11 protein-coding genes are annotated in these 14,802 nt (G+C 64.8%); 6 read left to right on the top strand and 5 right to left on the bottom strand.

The window, feature by feature from the left end:
- Positions 1–96 precede the first annotated feature (96 nt).
- Together CH285_RS25885 and CH285_RS25880 are read left to right on the top strand one after the other, a co-directional pair.
- Positions 97–498: a PPOX class F420-dependent oxidoreductase gene (locus tag CH285_RS25885; RefSeq protein WP_057473159.1), complete on the top strand. Its 402-nt coding sequence runs from the start codon at positions 97–99 to the stop codon at positions 496–498.
- Between the two features lie 50 nt (positions 499–548).
- On the top strand, positions 549–1,049 hold the full coding sequence (locus CH285_RS25880; RefSeq protein WP_032400902.1) for a DUF4190 domain-containing protein: 501 nt from the start codon (positions 549–551) through the stop codon (positions 1,047–1,049).
- Here the strand turns inward: CH285_RS25880 and CH285_RS25875 are convergent.
- On the bottom strand, positions 1,035–2,267 hold the full coding sequence (locus CH285_RS25875; protein ID WP_094642769.1) for an MFS transporter: 1,233 nt from the start codon (positions 2,265–2,267) through the stop codon (positions 1,035–1,037). The genes CH285_RS25880 and CH285_RS25875 overlap by 15 nt on opposite strands.
- Before the next feature lie 82 nt (positions 2,268–2,349).
- Between CH285_RS25875 and CH285_RS25870 the strand changes: the two genes are divergently transcribed.
- The 3 genes from CH285_RS25870 (at position 2,350) to CH285_RS25860 (ending at position 5,473) form a co-directional block, all read left to right on the top strand.
- Complete coding sequence (locus CH285_RS25870) at positions 2,350–3,261, top strand: LysR family transcriptional regulator (protein WP_176458621.1); 912 nt, start codon at positions 2,350–2,352, stop codon at positions 3,259–3,261.
- Between the two features lie 4 nt (positions 3,262–3,265).
- A complete protein-coding gene (locus CH285_RS25865; RefSeq protein ID WP_094642767.1) occupies positions 3,266–3,880 on the top strand; it encodes a histidine phosphatase family protein in 615 nt (204 codons plus the stop codon).
- Between the two features lie 96 nt (positions 3,881–3,976).
- Positions 3,977–5,473, top strand: a complete 1,497-nt coding sequence (locus CH285_RS25860) for a phage infection protein (protein WP_255032272.1) — start codon at positions 3,977–3,979, stop codon at positions 5,471–5,473.
- On the opposite strand, the gene CH285_RS25855 is transcribed toward CH285_RS25860, so the two are convergent.
- Positions 5,408–5,701 (bottom strand): putative quinol monooxygenase, encoded by a 294-nt coding sequence (locus CH285_RS25855; RefSeq protein ID WP_032367959.1) that lies wholly within the window; start codon positions 5,699–5,701, stop codon positions 5,408–5,410. The genes CH285_RS25860 and CH285_RS25855 overlap by 66 nt on opposite strands.
- Positions 5,702–5,803: 102 nt before the next feature.
- Between CH285_RS25855 and CH285_RS25850 the strand changes: the two genes are divergently transcribed.
- Positions 5,804–7,330 carry an MFS transporter gene (locus CH285_RS25850; RefSeq protein WP_057473157.1) on the top strand — a complete coding sequence of 509 codons (1,527 nt, stop codon included), beginning with the start codon at positions 5,804–5,806 and terminating at the stop codon, positions 7,328–7,330.
- Here CH285_RS25850 and CH285_RS25845 read toward each other — a convergent pair whose 3' ends face one another.
- The 3 genes from CH285_RS25845 to gltB form a co-directional block, all read right to left on the bottom strand.
- Positions 7,331–8,233 (bottom strand): cutinase family protein, encoded by a 903-nt coding sequence (locus CH285_RS25845; protein WP_094642765.1) that lies wholly within the window; start codon positions 8,231–8,233, stop codon positions 7,331–7,333.
- A gap of 227 nt (positions 8,234–8,460) precedes the next feature.
- Positions 8,461–9,912 (bottom strand): glutamate synthase subunit beta, encoded by a 1,452-nt coding sequence (locus CH285_RS25840; protein WP_094642764.1) that lies wholly within the window; start codon positions 9,910–9,912, stop codon positions 8,461–8,463.
- Positions 9,905–14,494, bottom strand: a complete 4,590-nt coding sequence (gltB, locus tag CH285_RS25835) for a glutamate synthase large subunit (RefSeq protein ID WP_032385264.1) — start codon at positions 14,492–14,494, stop codon at positions 9,905–9,907. The genes CH285_RS25840 and gltB overlap by 8 nt, the downstream gene beginning before the upstream one ends.
- Between the last annotated feature and the right edge of the window lie 308 nt (positions 14,495–14,802).

Here is a 14,802-nt window from a genome sequence, read left to right as displayed (position 1 = left end):
CTCGGGCCGGGTGGGGTGGGTGCGGGTGGACTCGGGCCGGGTGGGCGGTCCGCCGAAGGTCTGGCCGAGTCAGCTCTCGGGTCGTAGTGTTGGTTCATGCCCAAGCCTCCGTTGCCCATTGATGCTGTCGAGTTGCTGAAGAAGGCGAATCCCGCTGTCATGGCGGTGGTTCGTGCCGATGGAACTCCGATCACCGCGCCCACGTGGTATTTGTGGGAGGACGGGAAGATCGTGCTCAATTTCGATGCTTCACGTAAGCGGCTGGAGCACATTCGGGCGAATCCCAAGGTCTCGATTTCGGTGATGGACGAGGCCAGTTGGTATACGCATGTGACGGTGCACGGTTCGATCGAACTGCAGGACGACCCGGATCTGGTGGATATCGATCGCATCGCGACGCATTACACCGGCGAGCGGTATCCGGTTCGCGATCAGCCGCGCGTGACCGGCTACGTGACCGTCGACGCGTATGTGGGCTGGGGCAAGGTCGGTTCGTAGACCTCGCCTTGCCGCTTGCGACGGCCCAATTCAGGTGCAAGACTCCCGCAATGGTCAATCCGCAGGGTGAAGGTAGCGACGCGTTCGAGAAGGACGAGCCGTACGGGGGTCAGCAGTACCCGCCGTATCAGGACCCGAACACGAGCTACCAGAACCCGCAGCACGGACAACCCCAGTACCAAAACCCTCAGTACCCGAACCCCCAGTACGGACAACCCCAATACGGGCAACCCCAGTACGGACAGCCGCAATACGGTCAGGCCCCGTATGGCGGAGCGGGTTTTCGGCCGGCACCCGCGACGAACACGTTGGCGATCGTGTCGCTCGTGTTGGCGGTGTTGGGTCTGACGTTCATCCCGCTGATCGCGTCGGTGTGTGCGGTGGTGTGTGGCCACGTTGCGAAGGGCCAGATCAAGCGCACCGGCGAGGGCGGGTCAGGATTCGCGACGGCAGGTCTGATCGTCGGCTACGTGTCGATTGCCCTGTTCGTCCTCGTCGTGGCTGCGATTTTCATCTTCGCGATAGCCGCCTCGAATTCATCCACGTATTGAGTTCGGTTGCTGCGCCAGTCGGCCGTTCATCGCTGCGGCCCACAGGCCGGCGATGACTGCCAACGCAATGACGAACAGCGCCAAGGCGTTCCATCCGAGTGACTGAAAGACCACTCCGCCGAGCCAGCCCACGACGGACGATCCTCCGTAGTAGAACAGGTTGTACAGAGATGTCGCCTGCGCCCGTCCGTGGACGGCTCGCTGGCCGGTCCATCCCGACGCGATGGCGTGGGCGGCGAAGAATCCCATCGTGAAGATCACCAGCCCGGTGAGGATCACGGCCAGGTTCGACGCCATCGTCAGTGCGACTCCGACGATCATGGTGGCGGTCGATCCGGCGAGGACGATCGATCGGCCGTGCTTCGTCGCCAACTTCCCCGCCACTCGCGAGGACACCGTGCCACTGAGGTAGGCCACGAAGATCAAGCTGATCAGAGACTGTGGAAGACCGAAAGGCGCTGCCTCGAGCCGGAATCCGAGGAAGTTGTAGATCGCGACGAACCCTCCCATCAGCAGGAACCCCTGACCGTACAGCGCCAGCATCCCCGGCTCTCGGAGATTCACCCACAGCCGACCGGGTAGATCACGAATTCGGCTGTGCACGAGGGTGGTTCGCGGCCGCGGTGCCAACCACACGAACAGTCCCGCTGCCAGCGCCGCGATGACCGACACGGTGAGGGTTCCGATTCGCCAATTGGTCTGTTCTGCAACGGGTCCTGAAACTATTCGCCCCAGCAGGCCGCCGAGTGTCGTACCGGACACGTAGGTCGCCGCTGCCAGCGCGGTGTGATTGCGGTGCACCTCCTCGCTGAGATAGGCGATCGCAATGGCCGGAAGTCCACCCAGCGCAGCACCTTCGAAGAATCGCAGGACCAGCAGCACCTCGAGAGAAGGCGACAGAGGCACCAGCAAACCCAGTGTCGTCGCGACGAGTATCGAGGCGGTCATCGCTCGAACGCGTCCGATTCGGTCCGCCGCTACCGACCACGGAATGACCGACACCGCGACGCCGACGGTCGCCAGGCCGACGGCGAGCGAGGACTGCGACGGGGTGATGTCGAGACTGGACGCGATGAGCGGCAGAATCCCCTGTACCGAGTAGAGCTGCGCGAACGTCGCCACTCCGGCGAACAGCAGCGCCAACACGAGACGCCGGTACTCGGTCGATCCCTTGGGATGCCCCTCCCACTCCAGGACCTCGGGCTGCGTCGTAGTCATGTCGAAGACGTTAGAAGCGCTCACGGTATACGTCCAATGCATGAGACCCCGGCAATCGATACGTCAGCGATATGCTTCGCTCATGCGCCGCGAGACCACCGAGCTGCTGCCGCTTCTGCCGACACTTGTCGCGGTGGCGGACACCGAGCACATCACCGACGCCGCCCACGTCCTGGGAGTCCCGCAGCCCACCGTCAGTCGACAGGTCGCCCGCGCATCGGCGATCCTCGGCGTCGACATCGTGGAACGACGGGGTCGCGGCATCGTGCTGACCAGTACCGGCCGCGTCCTCATCCCGTATCTGCAACGAGCCCTGAGCGACATCGACGCCGGTATCGACGCCATGACCGAGCACGACGCCCGAGCGCGTGGCCGAATAGCCGTCGCGTTCCAGAACACACTCGGTGAGGACGTCGTGCCGGCACTGATCCGGCACTTTCGCGTCGACCATCCCGCGGTGACGTTCGATCTCGACCAAGGCGCACGCGCACGCTGCCTGGACCGGCTCGCAGACCGCACGTCCGACCTGGCGTTCGTGTCTTTGAGCGCCGAACACACCGACACGAATTCCTTTCAGCTGTACGACGAGCGGCTGATGCTGGTGGTCCCCGAACATCACCGCCTTGCGTCGCGGACGACGGTCGATCTCGCCGATACCGCCGACGAGAACTACATCGCCATGGGCCACGGATACGGAATGCGCTCGATCTGTGACGAACTGTGGGCCGATGCCGGATTCAGCCCGCGCATCGCGTTCGAGGGACAGGACACCCATACAGTGCGCGGACTCGTCGGCGCCGGCCTCGGCATCGCCATCCTGCCGCGGATCCGTGCACACGGCGCCGAGGGTGGAACGGTCGACGTGGGACTCACCCAACCGACTGCGCGCAGGCGAATCGGCATGGTGTGGGAGCCGGGGACGGACATGCCCCGCCAGGTGGCGGCCTTCCGCTCGATGGTGCAACGCAGTGGACGCACACTCGTGATTAGGTGAGTCGATGCAACTGGTTCTGGTACGGCACGCCCTTCCGCGACGATCGGAGTCCTCGGCCGATCCCGATCTCGACGAACTGGGCGTCGAGCAATCCCGCCGAGTGCCGGATGCGCTGGCACGCTTCACGGTGTCCCGAGTCGTGTCGAGTTCGCAGCAACGCGCGATCCGGACCGCGCAGCCACTCGCCGAACGGCTCGGTCTCGAGATCACGACCGACGACCGTCTGACCGAGTACGACCGGGACTTCGGCGGCTACGTCCCGATCGAGGCCGCGAAGACCGAATTTCGCGACGCCTACGACCGCATCAAGGCCGGTCACCTACCCGAGCAGGTCGACGAGCAGGCCTTCCGCCGGCGAGTTCTCGCCGGAGTGGCCGAAATCGTCTCGACCGCCGCGCACTCCGATACCGTCGTCCTCTTCGCTCACGGCGGCGTCGTCAACATGCTGTTGCAAGACATTCTGCAGACCCCGAAGGTGCTCGGATTTCCCATCGACTACTGCTCGGTGACGCGTGTGCTCTTCTCCCGCAGCGGTGCCCGATCGGTCTCGTCGGTCAACGAGACCGCCCACGTGTGGGACCTGTTGCCGCGCAACCGACAATCCACAGAGACCTCTTAAAGTCCCTGGTAGAGGGGCAGAACGGCCGCTGTGGATCGCTCCGAGTGGTCGGTGCGGCCGGCGGTGGCAGTTAGCCTCGAAGTCATCATGGGTGAAATGCGTATCTTCCGACGTCCTGCCGTTGCTCTCGTCGCACTGGCGTTCCCTCTGGTGGCTGTGGGTGCGTTCGCACTCGGCACCGGCTACGACCTGGGCGGAGAATCGACCACGACGACCGCCGTTGTCGCAGACACTCAGCAGGCCCCGGCCGAGGCACAGCAGACGGCCGATCCCCTGTCCAAGGCCAGGAGCAGCCTCAACAGCGCCTCGCTCCCGATCACCTTTCTCTCCAGCGGCATCGGTCAGCTGACCGAAGGCGGAACGCAGCTCAACGACGGCGTCGGCCAGCTCGCCGACGGCATCACCCAGGCTCACGACGGAACCATCCAGCTCGCCGACGGTTTCGGCCAGTACCGCGACGGCATCGGCCAGCTCGGTGACGGCGCATCGCAGATCAGCGGGGGTGTCGACCAGGTCGTCGACCAGCTCGCCGGATTCGGAGCTCTGCAGGCCGACTTCACGGCAAAGCTCGCCGCCACGGCAGACACGGTCGATCGCTTCCCGCATCCGGGGTCCGACGCGATTTCCGGCGAGATCCGCGGAGTGATCGACAACCTCAACACTCAGGCGTTCGGTCCCGATACGCTCGCTCAGCTGCAGACCCTCAAGGGTGGTGCTCAGCAGCTGTCGACCGAACTGAACGACCCCAACAGTCAGTTCCTCGGTGCTACCGCGCAGCTCGGCGACGCAACCGTGCAGTTGCGTGACGGACTCGGCCAGCTCGACGACGGCGGGCAGCAACTCAAAGCCGGCACCGATCAGCTCGTGACGTCGGTGAAACCCGTCGAGGGAATCGTCAACGGCATCGCCACCAATGTGCGCGACGCCTCCGCCGCCCTCCCGGCAAAAGCGGCGGCCACGACCGATGACGCGACCTCCGACCAGAGCGTTGCAGCGACGGCGACGAGCACCGGTACCGGTGCCACCCCGTATCTGATTGCCGCCCTCGTGGCACTCGGAGCTCTCGGCTGCGTCAGCCTCGTGCGGGTCCTGGGCAGGGACACCAAGCCGCGGTGGCTCGCCGTCGGAGCGGCCGTCGCCGCAGTGGGTGTCAGCGCGGCCGTCGCATTCGCCTTCGCCACCGACGCCGCCCTCGGACCGGTGATCGGAGCCGGCGCGTTCCTCATCGTGTCGGCCGCGGCTTATCTCGCCACCGCAGGCGCAATTCAACGAGTCCTCGGTGCCGTCGTCGGGCAGATCGTCAACGTCGTCGCCCTCGTGGTGCAGGTCGTCGTCTGCGGATTCGCGTACGCATCGACGGCACCGATCTGGGGCGACCTCGCCGCCTTCATGCCGATGAGCTACACCGCCGCCGGTGCCCGCATCGTCGCGTCGGGAGAGATGAGCGGGACCGGGTGGCTGGCGATCGGTGCCACGGTGGCGCTGCTTGCCGTCTCGGCACTCGTGTACGTCAGCGCGCGGGCAGGCTCAACCGACGGGCCGGAGCGGATGGATGGCGGGCGGGGCCGCGAGATGGGCACCGAATTCGCTTAGCGCCTGCTGCAGGTGCGGGGTCTGCATGTGGCCGTCGAGGTCCTCCTGCGACTTCCATACCTCGATGGTGATGAAGGTGCCCGGCTCGACCGCCGACTCGAACAACTTGTAGGAGACGTTGCCGCTCTCCTTGCGTGACTCGGCGACCAGAGCCACGAGCCCGTCGCGCACGGTGTCGATTGCGTCCGGCTTGGCGGTGATCGTCGCGACTACCTCGAGATCGTTGATCATGCGAAATCGGTTCCTTCGTTCGGCGAGACACACTCTTCCTCACCGAACGTACTCCCGACCCACCTAAGGTGAGGTGTCCACGCGGGAAGGGAAGAAGCAGTGAATCAGACGGCAACCGAGGATCGCGCCACGAAGAAGGAATGGCTCGGCCTCGCGGTACTGGTGGTGCCGATCCTCGTGGTCTCCATGGACATGTCGGTGCTGTATCTCGCACTGCCCTTCATGACGGCCGATCTCGAACCCACCAGCAACCAGACCCTGTGGATCCTCGACATCTACGGATTTCTGCTTGCCGGTCTGCTGATCACCATGGGCTCGCTCGGCGACCGCATCGGTCGGCGGACCCTGCTGATGGTCGGCGCGGTGGTCTTCGGCGCGGCATCACTCGCCGCGACGTTCTCCACCTCCCCCGAGATGCTGCTCGTCGCACGTGCTCTGCTCGGAGTGGGCGGAGCCACCATCGCGCCGAGCACACTGTCGTTGATTCGCAACATGTTTCACGACCCTGCACAGCGCAAGGAAGCGATCGGCCTGTGGACCGCCGGTTTCGCAGGCGGCGCAGCCGTGGGCCCAGTTGTCGGAGGCGTTCTGCTGGAACACTTCTGGTGGGGTTCGGTCTTCCTGATCAACATCCCCATCATGGTCGTGCTCTTCGTTGCGGCCCCGCTACTGGTCCCCGAGTTCAAGGACAGTGACCCCGGAAAGTTCGACCCGATCAGCGTGATCCTCGCGATCTCGTCGATGCTCTCGATCGTGTTCGCCATCAAGCACGGGGCCCAGGACGGTATCGACGCCACGACGATCACCACCGCGATCCTCGGCCTGGCACTCGGCTTCGTGTTCGTCATCCGGCAACGCAAGGCATCGAACCCGCTCATCGACGTGACGCTCTTCGCCGAACGTGCTTTCAGCGCTGCAGTCGTCGTGCAATTTCTGGTCATCTTCTCCATGACCGGCTTCAGCCTGTTCGCCTCTCAGTACCTGCAGCTGGTTCTGGGACTCGGACCACTCCGCGCCGGACTGTGGTTGCTGATTCCCGCTGCCGCAGCGGCGGCCGGTGCCGTCACCGCACCGACGATGAGCAAGGTGATCCCCACCGGCACCATCATTTCGGCGGGCCTGCTGTCCATCGTCTTCGGCTGCGTCGCACTGATATTCGTGCAATCCGACTCCGGCCTGCCGCTGCTGCTGACCGGAATGGCCCTGGTCACGTTCGGGATCGGAGCAGCATCGACTCTGAACTCCGACATCGTGCTGACCGCTGCGGCCCCCGAAAAGGCCGGGGCTGCATCGGCATTGTCGGAAACCGGGGCCGAGCTCGGCGGTGCCGTCGGCATCGCGATTCTCGGCACCATCGGCAGCACCGTCTATCGACACCGCATGGAGGACGCCATCCCGGCGGGCACACCGGCCGAGATCGCCGATCCGGCCCGCGAAACCATCGGCGGCGCAATAGCAGTGGCCGACTATCTGCCGGAGCCGTTCGCATCGCAGTTGACCGATGTCGCGCACTCGTCCTTCATCGACGGCTTCAACCTCGCCGCCGGTACGAGCGCCGTGCTGATGTTCGTCAGTGCCGTCGTCGTGTTCCTGTTGCTCCGTCGGGTTCCTGCTAGTACGTCGTAGTCAGACCGCGTCGGCGAGGTAACGCGCCAACCACCGCGTCGCCGACACCCCGTCTCCGACGTCGTAGGTCTGATATTCCTGGTGGATGCCCGAACGGTAGAAGGCCTCGATCTCCCGCTGACGCTGGGCGTTGGCCTGATCCGACAGCTGCCCCTGCAGTACGGGTAATCCACCGGACGCAGCGAGGTCGGCGATCAACGATTGTGCTTCCTGGGTGTACTGATCTGCGACGTCGGGCGCAGGGTTGGACGACACGGCGAGGAAGCCCGCGAGTCGCGCCACGTAATCGTCCTTGGGCGTCGAGCAGTACAGATCGCCGACGGCGCAGAACGTGCGCACCACCGGACTGACGTAGCCGAATCCGCCGACCCTGGGTCCACCGACGCCGGTACCCACCACAGGGGGACCGACCAGGGCGTCGGTGTCCGACCGCTTCGGGTCGGAGACGAGCCCGACCGCCACCACCTTGTCGGCCGGAACCACCCCGAGACCGGTCCCGATGGACGCGGCGAGATCACCGGCCGCGTCCGCTCCCTGGCTGTAACCGATGATGCCAAATTTCGTTGCGCCGCAGCGATCCGCCATCGCCTTCAGCATGCCGCCTGCGTTGGTGACGGCAGCAGCACGCGACTGCCCGTACACCTCGCCCTCCCACGGGAACGCGGTGGCGGGATACGAAACGTACTCGGTGCGGATGTCCCCGCCGAGACGATCGGTGACGTCAGTCAGCATCCCCGGCTTCGGCGCAGCACCGGAGCTGGTCTCCCACGTTCCCGGAATCGCGACGACGTACATCGAGGGACAACCGCCGGGATCGGCGACGGCGGGTGACGCCCCGACGATTAGACCGGACGCAACAGCTGCAGCGACGCCGACACCGGCGCAGAATTTCTTGACACTCATGGGGAGGGGGCCTCACTGGGTGATCGAACGCTTCTTGTGTTCGATCACCACAATGACAGCGGCCTGTGACCATCCGATGCCCACATGGTTAACGGACGTAACCGTGCGTCACACAGTTCGCCGCCACCCGTCGGGATCGGTCGCCGCCCGTCGGGATCAATGCGGCTTTCAGTCGCTCAGAGTGCAACAAAGGGACATTGATCCCGAGGGGGTGCGTCGGAAAATATCTACCGCTGCGGCGCCTGGGTGGGCACGATCGGCGACGGCAGCGCGGTTGCTCCCTGCAGGAAGGTGTCGACGGCGGCCGCGCAGGAGCGGCCCTCGGCAATGGCCCACACGATGAGCGACTGGCCGCGGCCCATGTCTCCGGCGACGAAGACGCCGGGCACGTTGGTGACCCACTCGTTGGTGCGTTCGACGTTTCCGCGCTGGTTGAAGTCGACGCCCAGGTCGGTCAGCAGACCGCCCTTGTCGGGCCCGACGAAGCCCATGGCGAGGAGCACGAGATCGGCTTCGAGGGTGAACTCGCTGCCTTCGATCTTCTCGAACTTGCCGGCCTTGAATTCGACCTCGCAGGCTTCGAGTGCGGTGACCTTGCCGTTCTCACCGACGAAACGCTCGGTGTTGACGGAGAAGACGCGCTCGCCGCCTTCTTCGTGTGCGGACGCGACGCGGTACATCAGCGGGTACGTCGGCCACGGGGTGGAGGTGGCACGCTCCTCGGGCGGACGCGCCATGATCTCGAACTGGTGGACGCTTGCCGCGCCCTGACGGTGCGAGGTGCCCAGGCAGTCGGCTCCGGTGTCGCCGCCGCCGATGATGACGACCTTCTTGCCCTCGGCACTGACGGGTGGCGCAGCGAAGTCGCCCTGCTGGACGCGGTTGGCGTGCGGCAGGAACTCCATGGCCTGGTAGATGCCGTCGAGTTCGCGGCCCTCGATGGGCAGGTCGCGCCAGGCGGTGGCACCGCCGGAGAGGACGACGGCGTCGAACTGCTCACGCAGTTCGTCGGCCGAGATGTCCACGCCCACATCGACACCCGTGCGGAAGACGGTGCCCTCGGCCTCCATCTGCGCGAGCCGACGATCGATGTGGCGCTTCTCCATCTTGAACTCGGGAATGCCGTAGCGCAGCAATCCGCCGATGCGATCGGCACGCTCGAACACCGTGACGGTGTGGCCGGCGCGGGTGAGCTGCTGCGCTGCAGCAAGTCCCGCGGGTCCGGAGCCGACGACGGCGACGGTCTTACCGGTCAGGTGCGTCGGGTAGACCGGCGTGACCCAGCCTTCCTCGAAGGCCTTGTCGATGATCTCGACCTCGACCTGCTTGATGGTCACCGGATCCTGGTTGATGCCCAGGACACACGCCGCCTCGCACGGAGCGGGGCACAACCGTCCGGTGAATTCCGGAAAGTTGTTGGTGGCGTGCAGGCGATCGATGCTGTCGCGCCAGCGGTCCTTGAACACCAGGTCGTTCCACTCGGGAATCAGGTTCCCGAGGGGACAACCGTTGTGGCAGAACGGAATGCCACAGTCCATGCATCGGCTGGCCTGGGTGCGCAGAGTGTCCTTCGAGAAGTCCTCGTAGACCTCTTTCCAGTCCATCAGGCGCAGATCGACGGGCCGCCGCTTGGGTACTTCGCGAACCGTGTTCTTCAAAAATCCCTGTGGGTCACCCACGAGCTGCCTCCATGATCGCTTCGTCCACGTCCGCGCCGTTCTTCTCGGCTTCGGAGATGGCCAGCAGTACCTTCTTGTAGTCGCGAGGCATGACCTTCACGAAATGGTTCACCTGCTGTGACCAATCCGCGAGGATCCGCTCGGCCACCTCGGAGCCGGTCTGCTCCTGGTGACGAGTGACGATGTCCTTCAACCAGGTGAATTCGTCGCCCTCGAGCTCGTCGATGTCGACCAGCTCGGTGTTGAGGTTGGCCTCGAACGTCTTGTTCGGATCGAAGATGAACGCGACGCCGCCGGACATGCCGGCACCGAAGTTTCGTCCCGTCGTGCCGAGGATGACGACCTTGCCGCCGGTCATGTACTCGCAGCCGTGATCGCCGACGCCTTCGACGACAGCAACGGCACCGGAGTTACGAACCGCGAACCGCTCGCCGACGACGCCGCGGATCAGGGCTTCACCGCTGGTGGCACCGAACAGGAACACGTTGCCGCCGATGATGTTGTCCTCGGCCACGAATCCCTTCGGAGCGTTCAGCGACGGCCGCAGCACGAGATGTCCACCGGACAAGCCCTTGCCGACGAAGTCGTTGGCGTCACCGTTGAGGCGCAACGTCATACCGGAGGGCACGAACGCACCGAAACTGTTGCCGGCCGAGCCGGTGAACGTGATCTCGATGGTGTCGTCCGGCAGGCCGACGCCGCCGTAGGCCTTGGTCACCTCGTGTCCGAGCATCGTGCCGACGGTGCGGTTGACGTTGGTGATCTTGGACTCGAACGCGACCTTCTCGCCCTTGTCCAACGCATTGCGGCTGGCCGAGATGAGCTGCTGATCGAGGGCCTTGTCGAGACCGTGATCCTGAACGCCTGTGTTGTACAGGTTCTGGTTCATGAACGCCGATTCGACCTCTTCGAGGATCGGCGACAGATCGAGCTTCGACGCCTTCCAGTGCTCCTTGGCCGCGGTCGTGTCGAGTAGACCGACCTGGCCGACGGCTTCGTCGAGCGTGCGGAAGCCGAGCTCGGCCATGAGCTCACGCACCTCTTCGGCGATGAACATGAAGAAGTTCTCGACGAACTCGGGCTTGCCCGCAAAACGCTTGCGCAGCAACGGGTTCTGTGTCGCAACACCGACGGGGCAGGTATCGAGGTGGCAGACGCGCATCATGATGCAGCCCGACACGACGAGCGGAGCGGTGGCGAAACCGAACTCCTCGCCGCCGAGCAGAGCAGCGACCATGACGTCGCGGCCGGTCTTGAGCTGGCCGTCCACCTGCACGACGATGCGATCGCGAAGACCGTTGAGCAGCAACGTCTGCTGGGTCTCGGCCAAGCCGAGCTCCCACGGTCCACCTGCGTGCTTGACCGACGTCAACGGCGTCGCGCCGGTGCCGCCGTCGTGGCCCGAGATGAGCACCACGTCGGCGTGTGCCTTGGACACACCCGCCGCAACGGTGCCGACTCCGACCTCGGAGACCAGCTTGACGTGAATACGAGCCGACGGGTTCGCGTTCTTCAGGTCGTGGATCAGCTGCGCCAGATCCTCGATCGAGTAGATGTCGTGGTGCGGCGGCGGCGAGATCAGACCGACACCCGGCGTCGAGTGCCGAACCTCGGCGACCCACGGGTACACCTTGTGAGCCGGAAGCTGGCCGCCCTCACCGGGCTTGGCTCCCTGCGCCATCTTGATCTGGATGTCGGTGCAGTTCGTCAAGTAGTGCGAGGTGACGCCGAAACGTCCCGACGCGACCTGCTTGATGGCACTGCGTCGCCAATCGCCGTTCTCGTCCGGCTCGAAGCGCGAAACGTCCTCGCCGCCCTCACCGGAATTCGAGCGCCCGCCGAGACGGTTCATGGCAATGGCGAGGGTCTCGTGCGCCTCGGCCGAGATGGAGCCGTAGCTCATCGCACCCGTGGAGAAACGCTTGACGATCTCGCTGGCCGGCTCGACCTCGTCGATCGAAATCGCCTGTCGCTCTTCGGTCTTGAAGCGGAACAGACCGCGCAGCGACGCGAGCCGCTCGGACTGGTCGTCGACCATCTTCGTGTATTCCTTGAAGATGTCGTACTGACCGGTGCGGGTGGAGTGCTGCAGCTTGAAGACGGTGTCGGGGTTGAAGAGGTGGTACTCCCCTTCCCGACGCCACTGGTACTCGCCGCCCGTCTCGAGCTCACGGTGTGCGCGTTCCTGACGGTTGTCGAGGTACGCGACGCCATGTCGCGCTGCGACGTCGTCGGCGACCTGATCGAGATCGATACCGCCGAGATGGCTGTTGAGCCCGGTGAAGTACTCGTCGACCAGTTCCTGCGACAGGCCGATGACCTGGAACAGCTGGGCTCCGGTGTACGACGCGAGAGTCGAGATGCCCATCTTGGACATCACCTTCAGCACGCCCTTGCCTGCGGCCTTGATGTAGTTGCCGACGGCCTTGTCGAAGTCGATGCCGGTGAGGGCACCGCGCTCGATCATGTCCTCGATCGACTCGAAGGCCATGTACGGATTGACCGCTGCCGCACCGAATCCGATGAGCAGAGCCATGTGGTGGACCTCGCGGGCGTCACCGGCTTCGATGATCAGACCGACCTTGGTGCGGGTCTTCTCACGAACGAGATGGTGGTGCACTGCCGAGGTGAGGAGCAGGGACGGAATCGGAGCGAGCTTCTCACTGGACTCTCGGTCGGAGAGCACGATGATCCGCGCCCCGCCCGAAATGGCAGCGGAAACCTGAGCGCGGATGGCCTCCAACGCCTTTCGGAGACCTTCACCACCCTCGGCAACCGGGTACAGGCCACGCACGACCACCGAGCGCAGCTCTTCCTGCGTGCCCTCGTCGTTGATGTGGACGAGCTTGGCGAGGTCGTCGTTGTGCAGGATCGGCTGGGGTAGCACGATCTGCTTGCAGCCGTCGGCACCCGGGTTGAGCAGATCACCCTCGGGACCGATGGTGCCGCCGAGGCTGGTGACGATCTCTTCACGGATCGCGTCGAGCGGCGGGTTGGTGACCTGGGCGAACAGCTGCGAGAAGTAGTCGAACAACATCCGCGGACGTGCCGACAGCACGGCGATCGGGGTATCGGTACCCATCGAACCGATGGCCTCGGCACCGGACTTCGCCATCGGCGAGACCAGCACGTTCAGTTCCTCGGTGGTGTATCCGAAGATCTGCTGGCGGATCAGCACGCGATCGTGCGGCATGTGCACGTGCGGCCGCTCGGGTAGATCGTCGATCGACGTCAGGCCCTCGTCGAGCCACTGCTGGTAAGGGTGTTCGGCGGCGAGCTCGTCCTTGATCTCGTCGTCGGAGACGATGCGGCCCTGTGCGGTGTCCACCAGGAACATCCGGCCCGGCTGCAGACGCACCTTGCGGACGACCTTGGACGGGTCGATGTCCAGCACGCCGACCTCGGAAGCCATGACGACCAAGCCGTCGTCGGTGACCCACAGGCGGCTGGGGCGAAGACCGTTGCGGTCCAGAACTGCGCCGATGACGGTGCCGTCGGTGAAGCACACCGAGGCCGGTCCGTCCCAGGGCTCCATCAACGAGGAGTGGTACTTGTAGAACGCCCGACGCGCGGGGTCCATGGATTCGTGCCGCTCCCAGGCCTCGGGAATCATCATCAGCACGGCATGCGGCAGGCTGCGGCCGCCGAGGTGCAGCAGTTCGAGCACCTCGTCGAAACGTGCTGTGTCACTGGCTCCGTGGGTGACGACGGGGAAGATCTTCTCGAGCGCTTCCGAGCCACCGAACACGTCGGAGGTGATGAGGGCCTCGCGGGCGCGCATCCAGTTCTCGTTGCCGGTCGCGGTGTTGATCTCACCGTTGTGTGCGACCCGGCGGAACGGGTGGGCCAACGGCCACGACGGAAACGTGTTGGTCGAGAAACGCGAATGCACGAGTCCCAGTGCACTTTCGACGCGCTCGTCCTGCAGGTCGAGGTAGAAGCCCTTGAGCTGGGGCGTGGTCAGCATGCCCTTGTAGACGAACGTCTGCGAGGACAGTGACGGGAAGTACACGGTCTCGCGACCGGGGCCGTCCTTGCCTGCGCCCTCTTCACCCAACTCGTGTTCGACGCGCTTGCGAATGACGAAGGCACGACGCTCGAGTTCGAGGTCGGTGATCGCCGCGTCGGGAGCGGAGAAGAACAACTGACGGAACGTCGGCATCGCGTCGCGCGCCAACGCGCCCAAGGAGGAGTCGTCGGTGGGGACCTCACGCCATCCGAGGACGGTCATGCCTTCGCTCTCGACGATGCGCTCGACACCCTCGCACGCGCGTGCGGCGTCGCTGCGGCCCTGCGGCAGGAATGCGACACCTGTTGCGTAGGCACCGGGTGCGGGGAGCTCGAAATCTACGACGGCGCGGAAGAACGCGTCCGGTACCTGGATCAGAATGCCCGCACCGTCGCCGGTGTTCGGTTCGGAGCCCGCGGCACCGCGGTGCTCGAGGTTGACCAGTGCGGTGATCGCCTTCTCGACGATGTCGCGACTGCGGCGACCGTGCATGTCCACCACGAATGCGACACCACAGGAGTCGTGTTCGTTGACGGGATCGTAGAGGCCTTGCGGGCCCGGAGTGTGCTTCATACCTAGCCTTCGGATAAGTCCAGCCTTGAAACTCGTCGGCGACGGTGTGGTGTAACCGGCTGCTCGAACGGCCTGCGGTGCGTCCTCGCCGTTGAAGCAGCACCTGTCGATCTTCCACGCTTTCCTCTGCACGGGCGGGTGGGCTCGTGGTAGAAAAGTGAAGGTCTCGACGGATCAGGCCGTGGTGAGGCCGATCCAATTACGAACGATAAGTCAGTACCAGGGTGCTCTCGCAAATAAGGTAAGCCTACTTCGGGCTCTCACCTGCGATTTTCCACCGAATCGACGGGGTCCGGAATCCGGCTCTG

The sequence above is a fragment of the Rhodococcus sp. 05-2256-B1 genome (genome assembly GCF_002258465.1).
In the GTDB taxonomy this organism is placed as follows: domain Bacteria; phylum Actinomycetota; class Actinomycetes; order Mycobacteriales; family Mycobacteriaceae; genus Rhodococcoides; species Rhodococcoides fascians.
Note: the sequence above shows the minus strand (reverse complement) of the source record. Positions and strands in the feature narration are given on the sequence as shown.

What these genes read in the sequence shown, in the direction of transcription:
- CH285_RS25885 (WP_057473159.1), top strand. Translation starts at nt 97, where the DNA reads ATGCCCAAGCCTCCGTTGCCCATTGATGCTGTCGAGTTGCTGAAGAAG.
- CH285_RS25880 (WP_032400902.1), top strand. Translation starts at nt 549, where the DNA reads ATGGTCAATCCGCAGGGTGAAGGTAGCGACGCGTTCGAGAAGGACGAG.
- CH285_RS25875 (WP_094642769.1), bottom strand. Translation starts at nt 2,267, where the DNA reads ATGACTACGACGCAGCCCGAGGTCCTGGAGTGGGAGGGGCATCCCAAG.
- CH285_RS25870 (WP_176458621.1), top strand. Translation starts at nt 2,350, where the DNA reads ATGCGCCGCGAGACCACCGAGCTGCTGCCGCTTCTGCCGACACTTGTC.
- CH285_RS25865 (WP_094642767.1), top strand. Translation starts at nt 3,266, where the DNA reads ATGCAACTGGTTCTGGTACGGCACGCCCTTCCGCGACGATCGGAGTCC.
- CH285_RS25860 (WP_255032272.1), top strand. Translation starts at nt 3,977, where the DNA reads ATGCGTATCTTCCGACGTCCTGCCGTTGCTCTCGTCGCACTGGCGTTC.
- CH285_RS25845 (WP_094642765.1), bottom strand. Translation starts at nt 8,233, where the DNA reads ATGAGTGTCAAGAAATTCTGCGCCGGTGTCGGCGTCGCTGCAGCTGTT.
- gltB (WP_032385264.1), bottom strand. Translation starts at nt 14,494, where the DNA reads ATGAAGCACACTCCGGGCCCGCAAGGCCTCTACGATCCCGTCAACGAA.